Origin of the sequence: Wolbachia endosymbiont (group B) of Parapoynx stratiotata (assembly GCF_947250635.1) — a bacterium.
Taxonomy (GTDB): Bacteria; Pseudomonadota; Alphaproteobacteria; order Rickettsiales; family Anaplasmataceae; genus Wolbachia.
The window spans coordinates 130,166-145,581 of the sequence record NZ_OX366335.1 but is presented as its reverse complement, the minus strand read 5'-3'; the positions used below and the strand labels follow the sequence as shown (position 1 = coordinate 145,581).

Here is a 15,416-nt window from a genome sequence, read left to right as displayed (position 1 = left end):
TTCCTGAACAATTAGAGAATTACAAAGTTGATGGCAAAAGTTTGTTAGATGAAATAAATAGGCATTTCGAAGATGAGGATAATAGAATTACAGAGACTCTTGAGAAAAATATGAATGAAGGACCTAAGTCATTTGCTGCTGAAGACTTGTCTATTACTGAGAGTTCATCTGATAGTAGTGAAGTAGCAAACAAAGTAGTTACTGATCCAGGCATTTTAGGTAATGTTGCGAATGTATTGGTAGGTGTTGCAGAAGTTACAGCAGTTGTAGCAACAGAGTTATTTTGGCCTCAAGATCAGGTTAATATAGAACCAAGGCATAATGAAGAAGAATTTACCATTATCCCTAAAAATTTAACCTTTGATGGATTAATAGACGTTATAAATAAAGCAAAAAATTATGGTGATTACGCAGGTTTAGATAAAACTATAAATAATATAGAGGAAAGCGATAGATTTATTACTGATTTGAATTGTGGTAATTTGAAGGATTTTTGCTCTCAACAGCTTAATTTGACTGATCATATGCACAATGTGCTGTTGAATAATAGCTATGATGAAACAAATGGTTATTATAATTATTCAGTAAAAGAGCTTTCACTACTAGCCATTGCAGCTAATGATACGCTTGTGGAAAGATATGCAGAAACGCATAAAAGTATATTATTTACGCAAGATGAAGAGCTCGATAGGCTACTTATTGGTGTTGGTGGACAATGCTATATTAAGTTTTTATTAGAGCATTTGGATAAGCCGAATCATACTATGTTTTTGGATGATATATGTAAAAAACTTGAAAGGGCATCTTTTGTTGGTAATCAGAAATGCGTGGAAGTGATACTAAATAGGTTTAAGAATACTGAGGCTGAAGGTAGAATTATTTTTTCATCTAAACTTTTGCACTATGCTATACACTTAGCTCCTGAAAGTAAAGCGGCAGAGGTAATTGTTAATCGTAAAGTTGTTGATATTAATAGTATAGATAATTCTGGAATTGCACCTTTGCATTATGCTGTAGCACGTGATAATTTAGAATTAATGGGCTTGCTTATTGGAAATGGCGCTGAGATTGATATTCAAGATGAGAGGCATGGCAGAACAGCTTTACATAGGGCTGCTTACCATGATAAATTTGAAATAGTAAAATTACTTGTAAACAAGGGAGCTGATTGGAACATTCAAGATAGAGATGGCAAAACAGCTTTAGATCTGGTAGGAACGAAAAGTTTATATTTGGTAAAGGAAGAAAACAGGGAAAAATCTTCTAGTGAATCAAAAATCACAAAATTTCTTGAAGGTTTAGATGATAAAACACCTTTGCATTTAAATATTAAAAAAGATCCAGAATCCAAAAATATTGATAATCAACAGCCGCAAAGAAACGTTGTTGATAAAGTAGAGAATATTATGAATAATGAAGAGGCTTCAATAGAAGAAGCTATAGGTAATAATTGTGAGGAGGGTAAAATGCCTAAAAATATAGAAGAAAAATTATCTAGTGCTGTCAGTAGCATTGATCTTGCTGATGTGATGGATTTATTAAGAAAAGTAGATGATAGTGTATATAAATCCACTTTACAGAAGCTCTTAGGTCAAGCAAATGACAAGATGACAAGTTTGGGAGAGGGTAATCAGAAAGAGGATCTTGCACAAATAATAGCATTTCTTAAAAACGAGTTCGAGCAATTATCAGTAGGCAATGATGTAGAAGCTACTGCAAGTAGCCAAGAAGCTCCTTTGGTAGAGTCTAAAGAAAGCTCACCATCACTGAGTTCTGAGGAGGATGATTTTTCTAACCTTGAAGGTAATAAAAGTGATTGCTCTGCCGGAACTTCCTCAGACTCTAATAGTAATTCTCCATTTGAAAAAATTAGTGAAGAAGGTCATGAAACAAGAATATCTGTAATTGACACAGTGGAAGCTGAAGCAACAGCTAATGGTACTGTTTCTAGTAATTCTGTTCCTTGTACTTTAAGAGAAGAATTAACAAGTGATGATGAAGATGAATTCCTTTCGATTGAAATTGAAGATGTTAATAATGATATTAACGTTAATCAACCTACTGAGCATGTAGAACAAGTTGCTAACGGAAATGGACAGCCAAAAACAGAATTGCCAAGAATTAATGAGCAAAGCAGCAAAAGTGGCCTCAAAAAAAATCCACAAAATACAAAGAAGTATGTTGTAGCTGCTTCTACGCTTGCGATAGCCGGTATTGTTTCAGGGGTGGCTGTTGCATTTTACTTGGAAATGTTAGCGGTAGGAATAGCAGTTGCAGCTTGTTGTCTTATTGCAGCTACAGTTACATACTGCTGTAGACCTAAAAGCTTAATTGAGAATGGTGAGCCTGCAGAGATTGTGTTCAAGGAAAGGTCTGTATACTAAATATAGTAGTCTATTATTTAATAATTTATTATAATTATATTGATTATTAATAGATAAAAACTTGGTAGACTACGAAGAGATGCTTGCTAAGTTGACAAAATTGCCATTTAATGCTACACTTAGCTTAGCTACTAATTAGGAGGAAAAACATGTTAGGTTCAGATTTTGTATCACAGGAATCAAACAAAATTTTAAAGAAATCAGATTCTAGGGATTCGGGAACTGAAGAAGGGTTTGAAATTTTAGAACGAGAGGAAAAAGAGCGCCGTCGTTCTGAGGATTCAGGTAATGAAAGTCAAGAGGAATCTGGCGTTAATAATTCTGATACTAAATCTAGTGCAGTAACTACGTTAGAATTTCAGCTAACACAATCTCTGCTGGGTCAAGTAAAGGCAAATGAGAATAATGAAGATGTAAAGTCTGGTAACACAGCTTATCAAGACCTACCCAGGATGGATTTTGTAATTAATGGTCAAGTTATAGACAAGAATTTCGTTAGCCAGCTTCGTGATAAATGTAATCAAAATGACCAACGCCAAATCGCAAAACATGTTTTTACAAAAATGTTTGAACATGCTAAAGCAGAGGTTCCGAATGATTCCCTCATAGAGGAATTAACAACAAGTTGTAATCAAGCGGGGTATATGGCTTTCCTTGCTATCCGAATATATAGTATATTAATAAAATATCAGGTACTTTCTAGCGATTCTGACAAGAAGATTATGTGCATCGATTGTTCTGATGAGAATTATGTACGCATTAACTATAAGTCATCAATGGTGGCACGCAATCCTGATGAGCCAGAGAAGGAGATATGTGAATTAGACAGTTTACTTAGATTCACACTTAAATTTCATAACGGTGAAGTAGAGTATGAAAATGGTAAAGTAACACTTATCATTCCTGAGGAATTAAAAGCTGGTAGGGAAAGTTTACTAGACGATATTAATGAACGTTTCACAGATTATGATAATGATGGATTTATTCATTTACACGTTGCAGCACAAGAAGGTAATGTTGAGCTTGGTAGGCGTTTACTAGAATGTGGTGCAAATATTGAGATTAAATCAAAAACAAAAGTAGGTGGTGACACTGCACTTCATTTAGCTGCTAGAAATGGTCATAAAGATTTTGTGAAGCTTTTACTCGATAGCGGTGCAAATGTTAACTCAGTGAGCAGTACAGGCAGCAGAGTAACTCCTTTACATGAAGCAGCGTACGATGGACATTTAGATGTTGCGGAATTGCTAATAGATCGTGGCGCAACAGTTGATGCTAAAGATCGGCATAACTTTACTCCTTTGATGTACGCTTCTGCAGAAGGTAATTCGGCAATGGTGGAATTACTTTTACAAAAAAAGGCAGATCTTTATTTACAGGATAATAATGGTGAAACTGCATTGCATATCGCTGCTGATAATGGCCGTCCTGATATAGTTGCTATTTTAATAAGTGCAGCAGAAGATAAAAAAAGGTATGTTAATATGCAAAGTGACAGTATTGGTACTGCGCTACATGTTATAGCTTATAATCGAGAAATAAATGAAGAGCATAAAAAATCTGCAAAATTGCTACTAGACAATGGTGCAAGCCCGTATTTAGAAAATAATCCAATTATTAATACACCATTAGATACTCCTTTGAAAGAAAGCTCTTTAGATATGGCAAAAAGACGAGGAAATAAGGGATTTTTGGAATTTATGTCATCTTTAGGCTATTCAGCAACCGTACCAAGCAATTCAAAGAATAATCCACAAAACACAAAAAAGTATGTCGTAGCTGCTTCTGCGCTTGCAATAACTGGTATTGCCTTAGGAGCAGCTGTTGCAGTTTACTTGGAAATGTTAGCAATAGGAATAGCAGTTGCAGTTTGTTGTCTTATTGCAGCTACAATTACGTACTGCTATAGGCCTAAAAGCTTAGTTGAGGATAATCAGGTCAAAAAGGTTATGCAGACAGAAGAATGTCAGTCTAAGTAATAAATATAGTAGTCTATCATTTAATAATTTATTATAATTGTATTGATTATTAATAGATAAGAACTTGGTAGACTACGAAAAAATATTCTTAAATAAAATCAAAGATATAAAAGAAGAAGGGCGCTATCGTGAATTTACGCATTTTGCGTCATTACCTGGCAAACTTCCCTATATTATGGATTATGAAAGAAATAGAGAGGTTATTGTCTGGTGCAGTAATAATTATCTGGGAATGTCACAAAACGATAGTGTCATTGCTGCTATTCAAAATTCATCTGTTGGTGCTGGAGGAACAAGAAATATATCAGGTACAACAAAGGAAGTTGTTGAGCTCGAGAAGTCTTTGGCTGACTTGCATCAAAAAGAAGCTGCTTTAACTTTTGCTTGTGGCTACCTTGCCAACCAAACTACGCTTAGCACTTTGTCGTCTGTTATTCCGGGTGTGGTAATTTTTTCAGATGAGAAAAATCACTCTTCAATGATAGAAGGTATAAAGTCAGGAAAAAGACCAAAACATATATTTAGGCATAATGACATTGATCACTTAGAGCAGTTGCTAAGGACTATAGATATAAAAACACCGAAAATAATAGCACTTGAATCTGTATACTCAATGGATGGTGATGTAGCACCGCTTGAAGCGATATGTGATCTAGCAGATCAGTATAATGCAATTACCTATTTAGATGAGGTACACGCAGTTGGCATGTATGGAACGCGCGGTGGCGGAATTGCAGAAAGAGAAGGCTTAATGGATAGAATAACTGTTATTCAGGGCACATTATCAAAGGCTTTTGGAGTGATGGGTGGGTATATAGCATCTTCAAAGAACTTGGTAGATGTAATAAGAAGTTCCGCTCCAGGATTTATTTTTACTACTGCTATGTCGCCCGTTTTAGCAGCAGCAGCAAAGGCGAGCGTTGAGCATTTAAAATCAAGCAGTATTGAAAGAGAGAAGCAAAAACAAGCTGTTGAAAAGGTAAAAGACTCACTGAGAAATGCAGGAGTGAATTTTATGCAAACAGAAACTCATATAATTCCAATCATAATTGGCGATCCTGAGTTGTCCAAAAAAGCATCAAAATTGTTATTTGATGAGTATGGAATATATGTACAACATATAAATTACCCAACAGTTTCAAAGGGGACTGAGCGCTTCCGTATTACTCCTACGCCTTACCATACAAATGAAATGATAGAGCATTTAACAAAATCTCTTGTAAAAGTTTTTGAGAAATTGTCTGTTTGTGTCTGTTGTTGAGTTTAAAGTTGCCAAGAATAAGGTATCTATTTAAAAGCATGGTTAATGTACAAAATCAGTGCTTTATTTCTTGTCATGAAAGTAGCTAACACTGGGATCTATAGCTCACACAGGTAAAGTTTACTCTTTTGTCATCCTATGGCTTGACCATAGGATCCAGTCTAAACAATCTGGATTCTAGTGTCACGTGCTGGAATGACACCTATTTGTTCCTATAGTTGTCTTTTCTCGTCTATCTTATTTTGCCACCCTGCTGCAATGAGGGGTAGGTAAGACCATTTATTATTTTCACTACGTGACTTTTGCTCTTTTGAATGAACTTTAGTTTATATCTCCAGCAATGACAAGCGCGTTATCTTCCCTTAATCTCCCACCGCTTTCTTGCAGAAAAAGCCTACCGAGTGAAGTTTTATATTTATTAATTCCAGAGTAAATTATTCCATTGTATCTTCCGGCAGCAAGATATGCAAAACCTAGTACCGTTGAGCCAAGGGAGCGTAGATTATTATTGTCAAGTGGTAATTTATTTAACAAATTACCACTTATGTCTATTATTCCCCCTTCACGAGCTTTCATCCGCATTTTTACATGGCGAGATTTGAAATCTTCAAGAAAAGCTCCTTTCTTTTCCTCTGCCCAGAAAGTTTCTCTAAGGGCTGGAGCATCAATCACAGCTGCTACAACTCTGTTTTTATGAATGAGACAAACTGATACTGCAAAATAAACCATACAACTAAAAAGGTTTTCCTTGCCTTCTATAGGCATAATAAACCAAGTATAACCGCCGTCTTTTAGATCTTGGCCCACATCGTCTTCAAAAATAAAGTCATAGTTCTGGTTGTAGTTCTTCAAGCAATCGTATATAAGTTGCTTGGATTTTGAATAAGTTTTATTGATAAAGTCTGCTGACTTAACGCTTGAAATTTGCAATTCATTAAAATCACGTATAAGCTGCTTGGAGGCACTGCGTACAGAATCAAGCATCACATTGATTCGTGGTGATGAAATGGCCATTTACTCTTTTACTCTTTCGTAATAGCTGTTATCAGGAGTATGTACTACAATTTTATCCCCTTCTTTTATAAATTGAGGCACGTTAACACGTATTCCGTTTTCCAAAATTGCAGGCTTATAAGAAGCAGTAACAGTCTGCCCTTTGATAACAGACTCTGTTCCTTTTACAGTTAGTGTAACGTGATCAGGCACATGTGCAGAAATTATTTTATCTTGATAAGTTACTACTTTAATTTTCATATTATCTTGCAAATAAGCCTTCTTTTCCCCTAATAAGTCTAAATTTATAACAATCTGCTCGTAACTACTTGGATGCATAAGATTTACGATATTCCCTTCAGTAAAGAGATAAACATATTCCTCTTCATCTAAAATTGCCCTTCTGATTGTTGCATCAGAGCGAAACCTCTCATAGTACTTTGCTCCTGTTTGGATATTTTTCATTTCAGCTTGTATATATGCACCACCCTTACCAGGTTGAGTATGCATAATACTTATAACCGAAAATAAACCACCGTTATGTTCTAGTACCTGACCTGGCCTGATATCATTAGCCCTTTCTGCCATAATTACACTTTTAATTTGGTCTGATTATTATAAATAACTTTATACAAATATCAAAATTTTTATTGGCCAATGAATTCTGGCATGTTGATTACTATATACCTTTCCTTTATATTTATATGTGGAAATGTTTCTTTAGTGAAAGATAGCATAATGTTTTTTTTTGTGCTGATAACCAAAATTTCTAATATATCCCCCGAGCCGAAATTATTCACAGACTTCACATAGCCATATAATTCATTACTCTCTAGTCTTACTTCCATATTCACAAGATCATCTTGGTAAAATTCATCCTCATCATTTAACTGTGGTAGCTTATCTCTTTCTATATATAACTTTTTATTTCTTAAAAGCTCTGCTTCATTACGGGAATTCACACCGCTAATTGTTGCTATTACTAAATTATTACTGACAACAGACACCAAGCTTATTTTATAATTTTCACTTCCGATTATTAGTTCACCATATAGGAAAATATTTTCGGGCTTTTCAGTAAAGGTTTTTATTTTGACAGCTCCTTTGATTCCATGGGGAGAAGTAATTATTCCGAGGCATATATTCATATTAATATGATAGTTGAAATCAGCTTTTTGTCCATAGAATTGACAATTTACTGAATTAACATACAATTAATATTGTGATAATTATAGTGGGTAATGTGTGAGTTCTATCAGTAATCAAGAAAAGCAAAGTATTATAAGTAGCTTAGAAAAAATCAACTGCAAGCTAAAAGGTGAATCTATAAAACTTGATGATACAAAGGAATCTATAATAGTAGCACGTCGTAAACCTGTTGTTGAAGGGGTATTAGAACATTTAAGCAACTCTTCCACTACTAACTGTAATGTTATGATCGATGCAGAAACTGGGTTTGGCAAGACTTACGATATTGGAATGTGGAGTCATGTACTAGCCCAAGCAGAGTTTCATCATCTGGTTGCAGTACCAAGCAGTGATCTAGTAAACCAAGCTAAAAAAATGATGAGTAGTGCATTTACTGTAAACATTAGGACACCTAAAACTGCTGAGGAAATTAAAAATGCACTGAAGGCAACTAAACCTACAACAATTATAGTGACACATGACCTGTTATTACAGCAAGAAAATGATCGTAAATTTAAAGACCAAAATACCAAGTTGTGGATTAGTGTTGATGAAGTAGACAGTATTAACAAGCAGCAGGATTTTGAGAACATGTGCAAGCTTGATGAGAAATATCCTACGACTTACCTCACTGCAACACCAAAGAGAAGGATTTTAAATAGATGCGGAAAAGTTATCAGCCCGACAAGATTGAGTAGACGTTGTATTGCAAACGCTATCGAAACAGCAAGTGTTATTGCAAAAACCAATAGAAGAGCAAATTTCAATCAAGCGTTTGCAGTTAATGTTACTACCTCCATAATATCTTTAGCTATATTGTTTCCTATTATAAATAGTAATGTTGCTGACGTAATTGGTCTCACTTCAGATTATTAGCTGTATTCTGCTTTGATTGGGCAGCTATACTATACAATTTCTATGTTTATATTTGGTATGGTAATGTTGCCAGTTTGGTGGGTGCTAACTAAAGCAACTGGAGTGGAATCAAGAGAACTGCTCTCTAGATTTCTTGCTAACGTGCGTAGCTTATTTACTAGAGAAAAATCCAGTCCAGCTCATGAGTATGTTGAAGAAAGCGAAGAAGTTTTTAATTACAGTAAACTTGTCGATAACAATGATTTATTAACTTCTATAAGATGGAATGTGCAAAGCCCAATTGGAGAAAGTGCTCTGCTTTTAGCTGATGATGTAAATAGTATAGTTAATCTTAACTTTGCGTTGCAGGGTAGAGATAATTTAGTATATGAAGGTAGTACACGTTATGAAGTGTATAATAAATTTCAGCCTGAAGGGATGTCTTATCAAGACTATAGGCTCCAATTACGTCAATTAAACTTTATAAACTGCGTTAAAAAGCAACATCCTAGTTTGACAGAAGAGCAGATATCTGAATTAAAAGAAAAGGTGGATTTCAGTAGTACTGCTGAATATCTAAAATATAGAGTAATGCATTCAATGATCGATCTTACTCTCTTATATTTAATGAAGTGTGATAATATTACCTTAGATAAAAAAAGAAGAGAAGGTTTGATTGGATTGATAGAAGATGTTAAAAAGAATGTTAGCACCACTAATGATAATAATATTATAAGCTACCTAGAGGAAAAAGGCTTTAGTGAGCAATTTGCTAGAGATGAGCTCTTACTGCAAATAAAGACAGTAATTGAAGCACTGAGTAAAAGTGATAATGAGCAATGCAGCTTAATAGTTGATAATTGGCGCTTAAGCAAAGAGCTCCATGACCTCATGGAAAGAGAGGAAGGTATACTACATAGTCTCATTGATTTCTGCAAACAAAATAAATGTATCTTTGCAGGAATTGGGAAAAATGATCTTGGTATTGGAGAAAACAGACTCTTTTCAGCGATAATACGTAATCAGATAGGTGGATATCGAACTCTTTATTGTGATTATGAAAAAAGAGATTTTGATTCATTGGCTAAATATGCGTTGACAACGGTTATAGATGGATCGAAAGGTCGTGGATTTGATAGTGAATATAATCATGTTGCATCAATATTTGCAGATTCGGTTAGTCAGTTCAATAATCCATCTGAAGCCCTACAGAATCTTGGAAGAAATAGAGAGCGTAATGAGAGCAGACAATCATGGTTTTTTGCTGCTGCAGGTGAAGAAGTTGAGCTATTTGTGAATAAGATCTTAGCAAATTTTAAAAACGAACCACAGAAATTTTGTCAGAAAGTTTTGTTTCCAGCTACTAATAAATACAATAAGTTGCTAAAAAATAGAATGGGAGAAGAACTTGGAAGAAAAATAGAAATCTATATTAGTAAAAATATTGATGCATTAGGAAATATTGATGATTCAGCTCTGAAGAAGTTTTCTAGTGATTTGATAAAAGAAACGTATGAAAAAGTTCATGATATAAATGATTTTGATGTCAAAAAGACAGAACAAGATTTACATAGGATTTTAAAAAGTACAGAGGCATACCTTCGTTCATATGAGAACAGAATTAAAAACAACGGTAAATTATCTTGCACACGCTCAGCTTTATTTTCTGTGGGGAGTGCTATAACAAAGGTAATGTATTATCTTTGGGCAGGGTTTGACTATTTAGTCTTTTTGGCTAAAGCGTACAATATAGATAAATCTGGAGATACCAGTGCAAGAGCGTATGTACACATAATCAGAAACTGTCACTGTGAAAGTAGTGTGAAGGCGCAAAATGTATTGGTTCATGCATTAGAAATTGCCAAAGAACATGACAGCAGTTTCAAAAGAAATAGTTTGTACGAAGGCAATGAGGATAGATGTAAAGAAAAAATCATCTCATATTTTCAATCCAAGCAATATATACGTGCATTAGATAGAACAATTGCTCAAATTGAAAATAAACACTTGGTAACAATTTTGAAAGCTGTAGGCTACGAAGATGATGCTAATAAAATGGCACAAGAAATCAAAGATTTTTTATGTGATTTAAAGAATTTAAATTGTGTAGACTTGAGAGAAAAATATTATCAAGGTAACTTATATCAAGAAAGCAAATTATACAAAATCAATAATCAAGTTAGTACGATAATTGATGAAATTGTAAGGTGTCATAAGTGGCATCATGGAATAGAGGACTGGGAGCTCAAATTGAAAACCAATCATAATATTTTTGAAGTCAGAGTTAACAATGATTTTTCTAAGTTACGTGAGAAAAACTTTAACAAACGCTCTAAAGAAAGGACATATCTAGGTAGAGCTATGTTACTTATTGGGTTTATAATTTCAATGGAGCTTATAGGTAGAATATCATCAGGTCAGACCATGCCATTGCCTTTACTTTGCGGTTTTATAGTATTTGGACCACTGGCACTCTTGTGTGGTGCATTGTTATATGAAATAACGACCTATTTAGTGAGAGGAGCATTTTTTATTTTTGGAGTGCCAATTCTTTTAGGAGAACTGTCTAAATGTGTTTTGAGAAACGGCTCAATGAAAAGTTTGTTAGATATGACATTATCGCTTGGTAACTCGGCTTTTTTCAATATTCCGAAAGAAATCGTGCAATCGTTTATATTTGAGGATATAACAAAATTTGACTCACTAAGTGATATAAATGAGCTTACACTGATAAGAGAACAGGAAAAGGCAAAGTGTACAAATGAAGTAGCTGTATTAAACAAGACTTGATCTGACACTTTAAAAAAGTAAGTTATAAAATAATAAAAGAAAGGAGTGTTAGATATGAGTACGATACAAACAAAAATACTAAAACCAAAGTTAGGGTTATTAGAACTAGCAAAGCAATTAGGTAACGTATCACAAGCGTGTAAGGTGATGGGTTATTCGCGTGATACATTTTATCGATTTAAGGAGTTATATGAAAGTGGGGGAGAAGGAGCATTACATGAAATAAGTAAGAAAAAACCCCTATTAGCAAACAGAGTTTCCGAAGATATAGAAAGGGCAATAATTGGCATAGCTACAGAATTTCCAGCATATGGACAACAAAGAGCTGCAAATGAGCTGAGAAAAAGGGGTGTAATAATTTCCGAAGGTGGCGTAAGATCTGTATGGCTAAGAAATGACATTGAAACGTTCAAAAAAAGACTTAAAGCCCTTGAAGCAAAGGTTGCACAAGACGGCATAATTTTAACTGAAGAGCAACTTGCAGCATTGGAAAAAGTTAAAGAGCAAAGAGAAGCTCACGGTGAAATTGAAACAGAACACTCAGGTTATTTAGGGTCTCAAGATACTTATTACGTAGGCAATATCAAGGGCGTTGGGCGCATTTACCAGCAGACTTTTATTGATACATATTCGAGAGTGGCTTTTGCTAAGCTTTATACAGATAAAACTGCTATTACCGCTGCCGACTTGCTGAATGATAGAGTAATACCATTTTTCGATGTACAAAACGTGCCATTATTGCGCATTTTGACTGATAGAGGTACAGAATATTGTGGTAAACCAGAAAATCACGCTTATCAGCTTTATTTGGGAATTGAAAATATTGATCATTCAAGAACTAAAGCCAATTCACCACAAACTAATGGCATATGCGAAAGGTTTCATAAAACTATGCAAGATGAGTGTTACAATATTATCTTTAGAAAGAAAATCTACAGTTCTTTAGAAGATTTGCAGATAGATGTTGATCATTGGTTACGCTCTTACAATGAGACCAGGCCTCACTCAGGTAAATATTGCTATGGTAAAACGCCTATGCAGACTTTTCTTGATAGCAAACACATTGCTTTTCAGAAAAATATTAGTAACGTTAAACAAGAGACTGATATTAGTTTTAACTACCTCAATTCTTCTGTCAGTTAATTCGTTGCTGTCAGATTAAGTTGTGTCTAGTACAAAGTAGCTGATAAAGTTGTAGCTACTGATTTGTCTGCAATTTTTATACAATCAACAACTAACGAGCAGGAAGGTTTAGTTTTTAACTAGAACTTTTCAGATAAATACTGAGTGAGGATTTCAATGCCTTCATCAATCTCTTTTTCAGTGATAATGAGTGGAGGCAAGATTCTTAGAACGTTATCTGATGTTACTCCAACAGTAAGTAAACCACGGTGACTTAGCTCTTCTGCAAATTTTTGGTTATTCATTTTTACTTTTATTCCTAGCATCAACCCTTTTCCTCTCACTTCTTCTATCATTGGAAACTTGCTTGCTAAGTCCTCTAGTTTGTTTTTTAAAGACTTACCTCTAACTTCAACATTTTCTAAGAAGCCAGGGCCGAGCAATTCATCCAATACAGCATTACCTACTGAAGTTGCAAGTGGATTACCACCAAAAGTAGAACCATGCATACCGACCGCCATGTACTTAGCAACCTTTTCAGTTGCAAGACAAGCCCCCAGAGGGAAACCTCCTCCTATTCCTTTTGCAAGAGCACATATGTCAGGCTTAATTCCTATGTGTTCATATGCAAATAACTTTCCTGTCCTGCCAGCACCGCACTGAACGCAATCAAAAAATAGCAGTATGTCGTTTTCGTTACATAGTTCTCTTAGCTCTTTCATGAAGACTTCACTCATTACTTTAATACCACCTTGTCCCTGTATTGGTTCTATTAATATAACACCTATGCCATTAGAAATTGCTTTCTTTACACTCTCAATATTGGGCTCTATGTTATCACACCAGTCAATATAAGGATTCAGTAATTCAGAAAATTTCTGTCTATCGTTTGTTGCACAAGTTAAAAATGTCCTTCCATGAAATGCACCATGAAATGTTAGAATTCTATAGCGATTTTTATTACCTTTTCCATTTTGATAGGCCCTAGCGATTTTAAGTCCACATTCCACTGCTTCTGATCCAGAATTTGCAAAAAATACAGTATTAGCAAAGCTGTTGTTTATTAAATTTTCTGCAAATTTGTTGGCAGTAGATATATTATAGGTATTTGATATATGCCATAGTTTTTCTCCTTGTAATTTTAGGACATCAGTTAATCGTGGGTTGGCATGACCTAAACTGCTAACAGCTATTCCAGAGTGAAAATCTATATAGCGCTTATTATCGATATCATACAAGTAAATACCTTTGCCATAAGAAAAATTTATGTTAATAGGAGAATAAACTGGCAAGATAGGAGAAATTGTCATAAAAGTATGATATGCTAATTTTTTATTAATACCATAAAAGACGTTATTTCACAATGAGAAGAATATGTATAAATTAAGTAAATTAATTTTTACTACACTAAAAACAAATAGATATACAAAAATTATCTCGCTATTCTTATTAATTTTTGTGGTTTTATTGGGCACAATATACCGCAGTTATTCATTAAAGAATAATTTTCTTTCTTTTTACCGTAATTCAAATGCAAACTTAAAAGATCTATTGGAAAATAGTATAATAAAAAAATATCATTATTTACTAATAGAAAAACATCATATTAAATATAACAGTTTTGATTACATAAACCAGTTGGTAAAATTGCGTGCTGAATTGTTACAATCAGTAAGCAAAGTAAGAAATTTTAGCTTAATACTGTATGATCAAAATGCCAGAGTAATTTTCAGTAATTTTAATACTCAAGGTCATGACTATGAGCAGTTGCTTACAAATGATGAAATTGATAAATTGCTAAGCAATCAAGAAATATTTTACGCTACAGGAAATACATTAACTTCTACTTTCCCTATATTTCATGAAGATGACATTAAGCCTTCATTTTTTTTGAAGATCATTCAAAGCTATAATGACTCTTATATTATGGTATATAGTCTATTTTCAATATTAATGGGCTTATTACTGGTTATCTTAATACTAATAATGCTTTATTTGCACTTTTCCAATACCCAAATGCTAGCCAAGCAGCATAAAACTAATATTGAATTACAAAGGGTTAAAGAGGCATTAGAGCAAGAAAATGCAAATAAGATAAAATTTTTTGCAAGTGTTACACATGAGTTGCGTACACCTCTTAATGCTATTATTGGATTTGCAAAGTTGATCAAAAATGAAACTTTAGGTTCGGTAGATCACTCTAAATACAAGGAATACGTAGACGATATATATAATGCTGGTACACATTTACTTGCTTTGATTAATGATGTGCTCGATTTTTCTAAAGTTGAATCAAGTAGTTTAACAGTAGAGAAAGTGAAGTTTAATCTGAATAAGATAATAGATTCGTGCTTAAAAATGTTATCACCTAAACTAAAAGAAACAGGTATTAGTTTAAAGAAAAAGATATCTGATAAACAATTATTAGTTATCGCCGATCCCAAAAGAATGAAGCAAGTTATAATAAATTTGTTATCAAATGCAATCAAGTTCACTCCTCAAGGTGGTTTAATAAGAATGATTATTAAAGAGAATATAGAAAAAAATTTATTAACTATTGAGTTTCATGATAATGGAATAGGGATAATGCAGCAGGACATATATAAAGTTATGTCCGTTTTTGGCCAAGCAGATTCGGGATATAGAAACGAAGGCACAGGTATCGGATTACCTCTAAGCAAGAAATTAGTAGAGTTAATGGGTGGGACTTTCAACATTCAAAGTGAAGCAAAACTTGGTACTACGATAACATTGAGCTTCTTTTATGAAGAGCAAACATGTGAAAAGTTGATTGATTTTTAGTAAAATATATTTGATATTGCACTTTTATATCTAGTACATTCC

At 34.0% G+C, this 15,416-nt stretch carries 11 protein-coding genes; 7 read left to right on the top strand and 4 right to left on the bottom strand.

Features of this window, described 5'->3' with window-relative positions; translation table 11 throughout:
* Nucleotides 1-41: 41 nt before the first annotated feature.
* The 3 genes from OOT12_RS00725 (at nucleotide 42) to hemA (ending at nucleotide 5,624) form a co-directional block, all read left to right on the top strand.
* Nucleotides 42-2,384: an ankyrin repeat domain-containing protein gene (locus tag OOT12_RS00725; protein ID WP_264685294.1), complete on the top strand. Its 2,343-nt coding sequence runs from the start codon at nucleotides 42-44 to the stop codon at nucleotides 2,382-2,384.
* A gap of 149 nt (nucleotides 2,385-2,533) precedes the next feature.
* Nucleotides 2,534-4,363, top strand: coding sequence for an ankyrin repeat domain-containing protein (locus OOT12_RS00720; RefSeq protein WP_264375075.1), 1,830 nt, complete (start codon nucleotides 2,534-2,536; stop codon nucleotides 4,361-4,363).
* A gap of 64 nt (nucleotides 4,364-4,427) precedes the next feature.
* Nucleotides 4,428-5,624: a 5-aminolevulinate synthase gene (gene hemA / locus OOT12_RS00715; RefSeq protein ID WP_264375076.1), complete on the top strand. Its 1,197-nt coding sequence runs from the start codon at nucleotides 4,428-4,430 to the stop codon at nucleotides 5,622-5,624.
* A 321-nt stretch (nucleotides 5,625-5,945) separates the two neighbouring features.
* Here hemA and OOT12_RS00710 read toward each other — a convergent pair whose 3' ends face one another.
* From OOT12_RS00710 to rimM, 3 genes are read right to left on the bottom strand one after another with little or no spacing between them, the layout of a single operon-like run.
* Nucleotides 5,946-6,638: an inositol monophosphatase family protein gene (locus OOT12_RS00710; RefSeq protein WP_007302192.1), complete on the bottom strand. Its 693-nt coding sequence runs from the start codon at nucleotides 6,636-6,638 to the stop codon at nucleotides 5,946-5,948.
* Nucleotides 6,639-7,205 carry an elongation factor P gene (gene efp, locus OOT12_RS00705; RefSeq protein WP_010403241.1) on the bottom strand — a complete coding sequence of 189 codons (567 nt, stop codon included), beginning with the start codon at nucleotides 7,203-7,205 and terminating at the stop codon, nucleotides 6,639-6,641.
* Between the two features lie 59 nt (nucleotides 7,206-7,264).
* Nucleotides 7,265-7,765 carry a ribosome maturation factor RimM gene (rimM, locus tag OOT12_RS00700; protein WP_264375077.1) on the bottom strand — a complete coding sequence of 167 codons (501 nt, stop codon included), beginning with the start codon at nucleotides 7,763-7,765 and terminating at the stop codon, nucleotides 7,265-7,267.
* A 97-nt stretch (nucleotides 7,766-7,862) separates the two neighbouring features.
* On the opposite strand from rimM, the gene OOT12_RS00695 reads away from it, so the two are divergent.
* The 3 genes from OOT12_RS00695 to OOT12_RS00685 are packed head-to-tail and all read left to right on the top strand — an operon-like array spanning nucleotide 7,863 to nucleotide 12,593.
* Nucleotides 7,863-8,681 carry a DEAD/DEAH box helicase gene (locus tag OOT12_RS00695; protein WP_264375078.1) on the top strand — a complete coding sequence of 273 codons (819 nt, stop codon included), beginning with the start codon at nucleotides 7,863-7,865 and terminating at the stop codon, nucleotides 8,679-8,681.
* A gap of 42 nt (nucleotides 8,682-8,723) precedes the next feature.
* Entirely contained in the window at nucleotides 8,724-11,450 is a 2,727-nt protein-coding gene (locus OOT12_RS00690) for a hypothetical protein (RefSeq protein ID WP_264685293.1), read from the top strand.
* A gap of 54 nt (nucleotides 11,451-11,504) precedes the next feature.
* On the top strand, nucleotides 11,505-12,593 hold the full coding sequence (locus OOT12_RS00685) for an IS481 family transposase (RefSeq protein WP_019236582.1): 1,089 nt from the start codon (nucleotides 11,505-11,507) through the stop codon (nucleotides 12,591-12,593).
* Nucleotides 12,594-12,712: 119 nt separating this feature from the next.
* Here OOT12_RS00685 and OOT12_RS00680 read toward each other — a convergent pair whose 3' ends face one another.
* On the bottom strand, nucleotides 12,713-13,882 hold the full coding sequence (locus tag OOT12_RS00680) for an aspartate aminotransferase family protein (protein ID WP_264375080.1): 1,170 nt from the start codon (nucleotides 13,880-13,882) through the stop codon (nucleotides 12,713-12,715).
* A gap of 64 nt (nucleotides 13,883-13,946) precedes the next feature.
* Here OOT12_RS00680 and OOT12_RS00675 point away from each other — a divergent pair, with 64 nt between their 5' ends.
* Nucleotides 13,947-15,374, top strand: a complete 1,428-nt coding sequence (locus OOT12_RS00675) for a sensor histidine kinase (protein WP_264685292.1) — start codon at nucleotides 13,947-13,949, stop codon at nucleotides 15,372-15,374.
* The last annotated feature ends 42 nt before the right edge of the window (nucleotides 15,375-15,416 follow it).

Bases quoted from the DNA above. Each gene is read 5' to 3' on its own strand.
- OOT12_RS00720 (WP_264375075.1), top strand. From the start codon at position 2,534: ATGTTAGGTTCAGATTTTGTATCACAGGAATCAAACAAAATTTTAAAG.
- OOT12_RS00710 (WP_007302192.1), bottom strand. From the start codon at position 6,638: ATGGCCATTTCATCACCACGAATCAATGTGATGCTTGATTCTGTACGC.
- efp (WP_010403241.1), bottom strand. From the start codon at position 7,205: ATGGCAGAAAGGGCTAATGATATCAGGCCAGGTCAGGTACTAGAACAT.
- rimM (WP_264375077.1), bottom strand. From the start codon at position 7,765: ATGAATATATGCCTCGGAATAATTACTTCTCCCCATGGAATCAAAGGA.
- OOT12_RS00690 (WP_264685293.1), top strand. From the start codon at position 8,724: ATGTTTATATTTGGTATGGTAATGTTGCCAGTTTGGTGGGTGCTAACT.
- OOT12_RS00685 (WP_019236582.1), top strand. From the start codon at position 11,505: ATGAGTACGATACAAACAAAAATACTAAAACCAAAGTTAGGGTTATTA.
- OOT12_RS00680 (WP_264375080.1), bottom strand. From the start codon at position 13,882: ATGACAATTTCTCCTATCTTGCCAGTTTATTCTCCTATTAACATAAAT.
- OOT12_RS00675 (WP_264685292.1), top strand. From the start codon at position 13,947: ATGTATAAATTAAGTAAATTAATTTTTACTACACTAAAAACAAATAGA.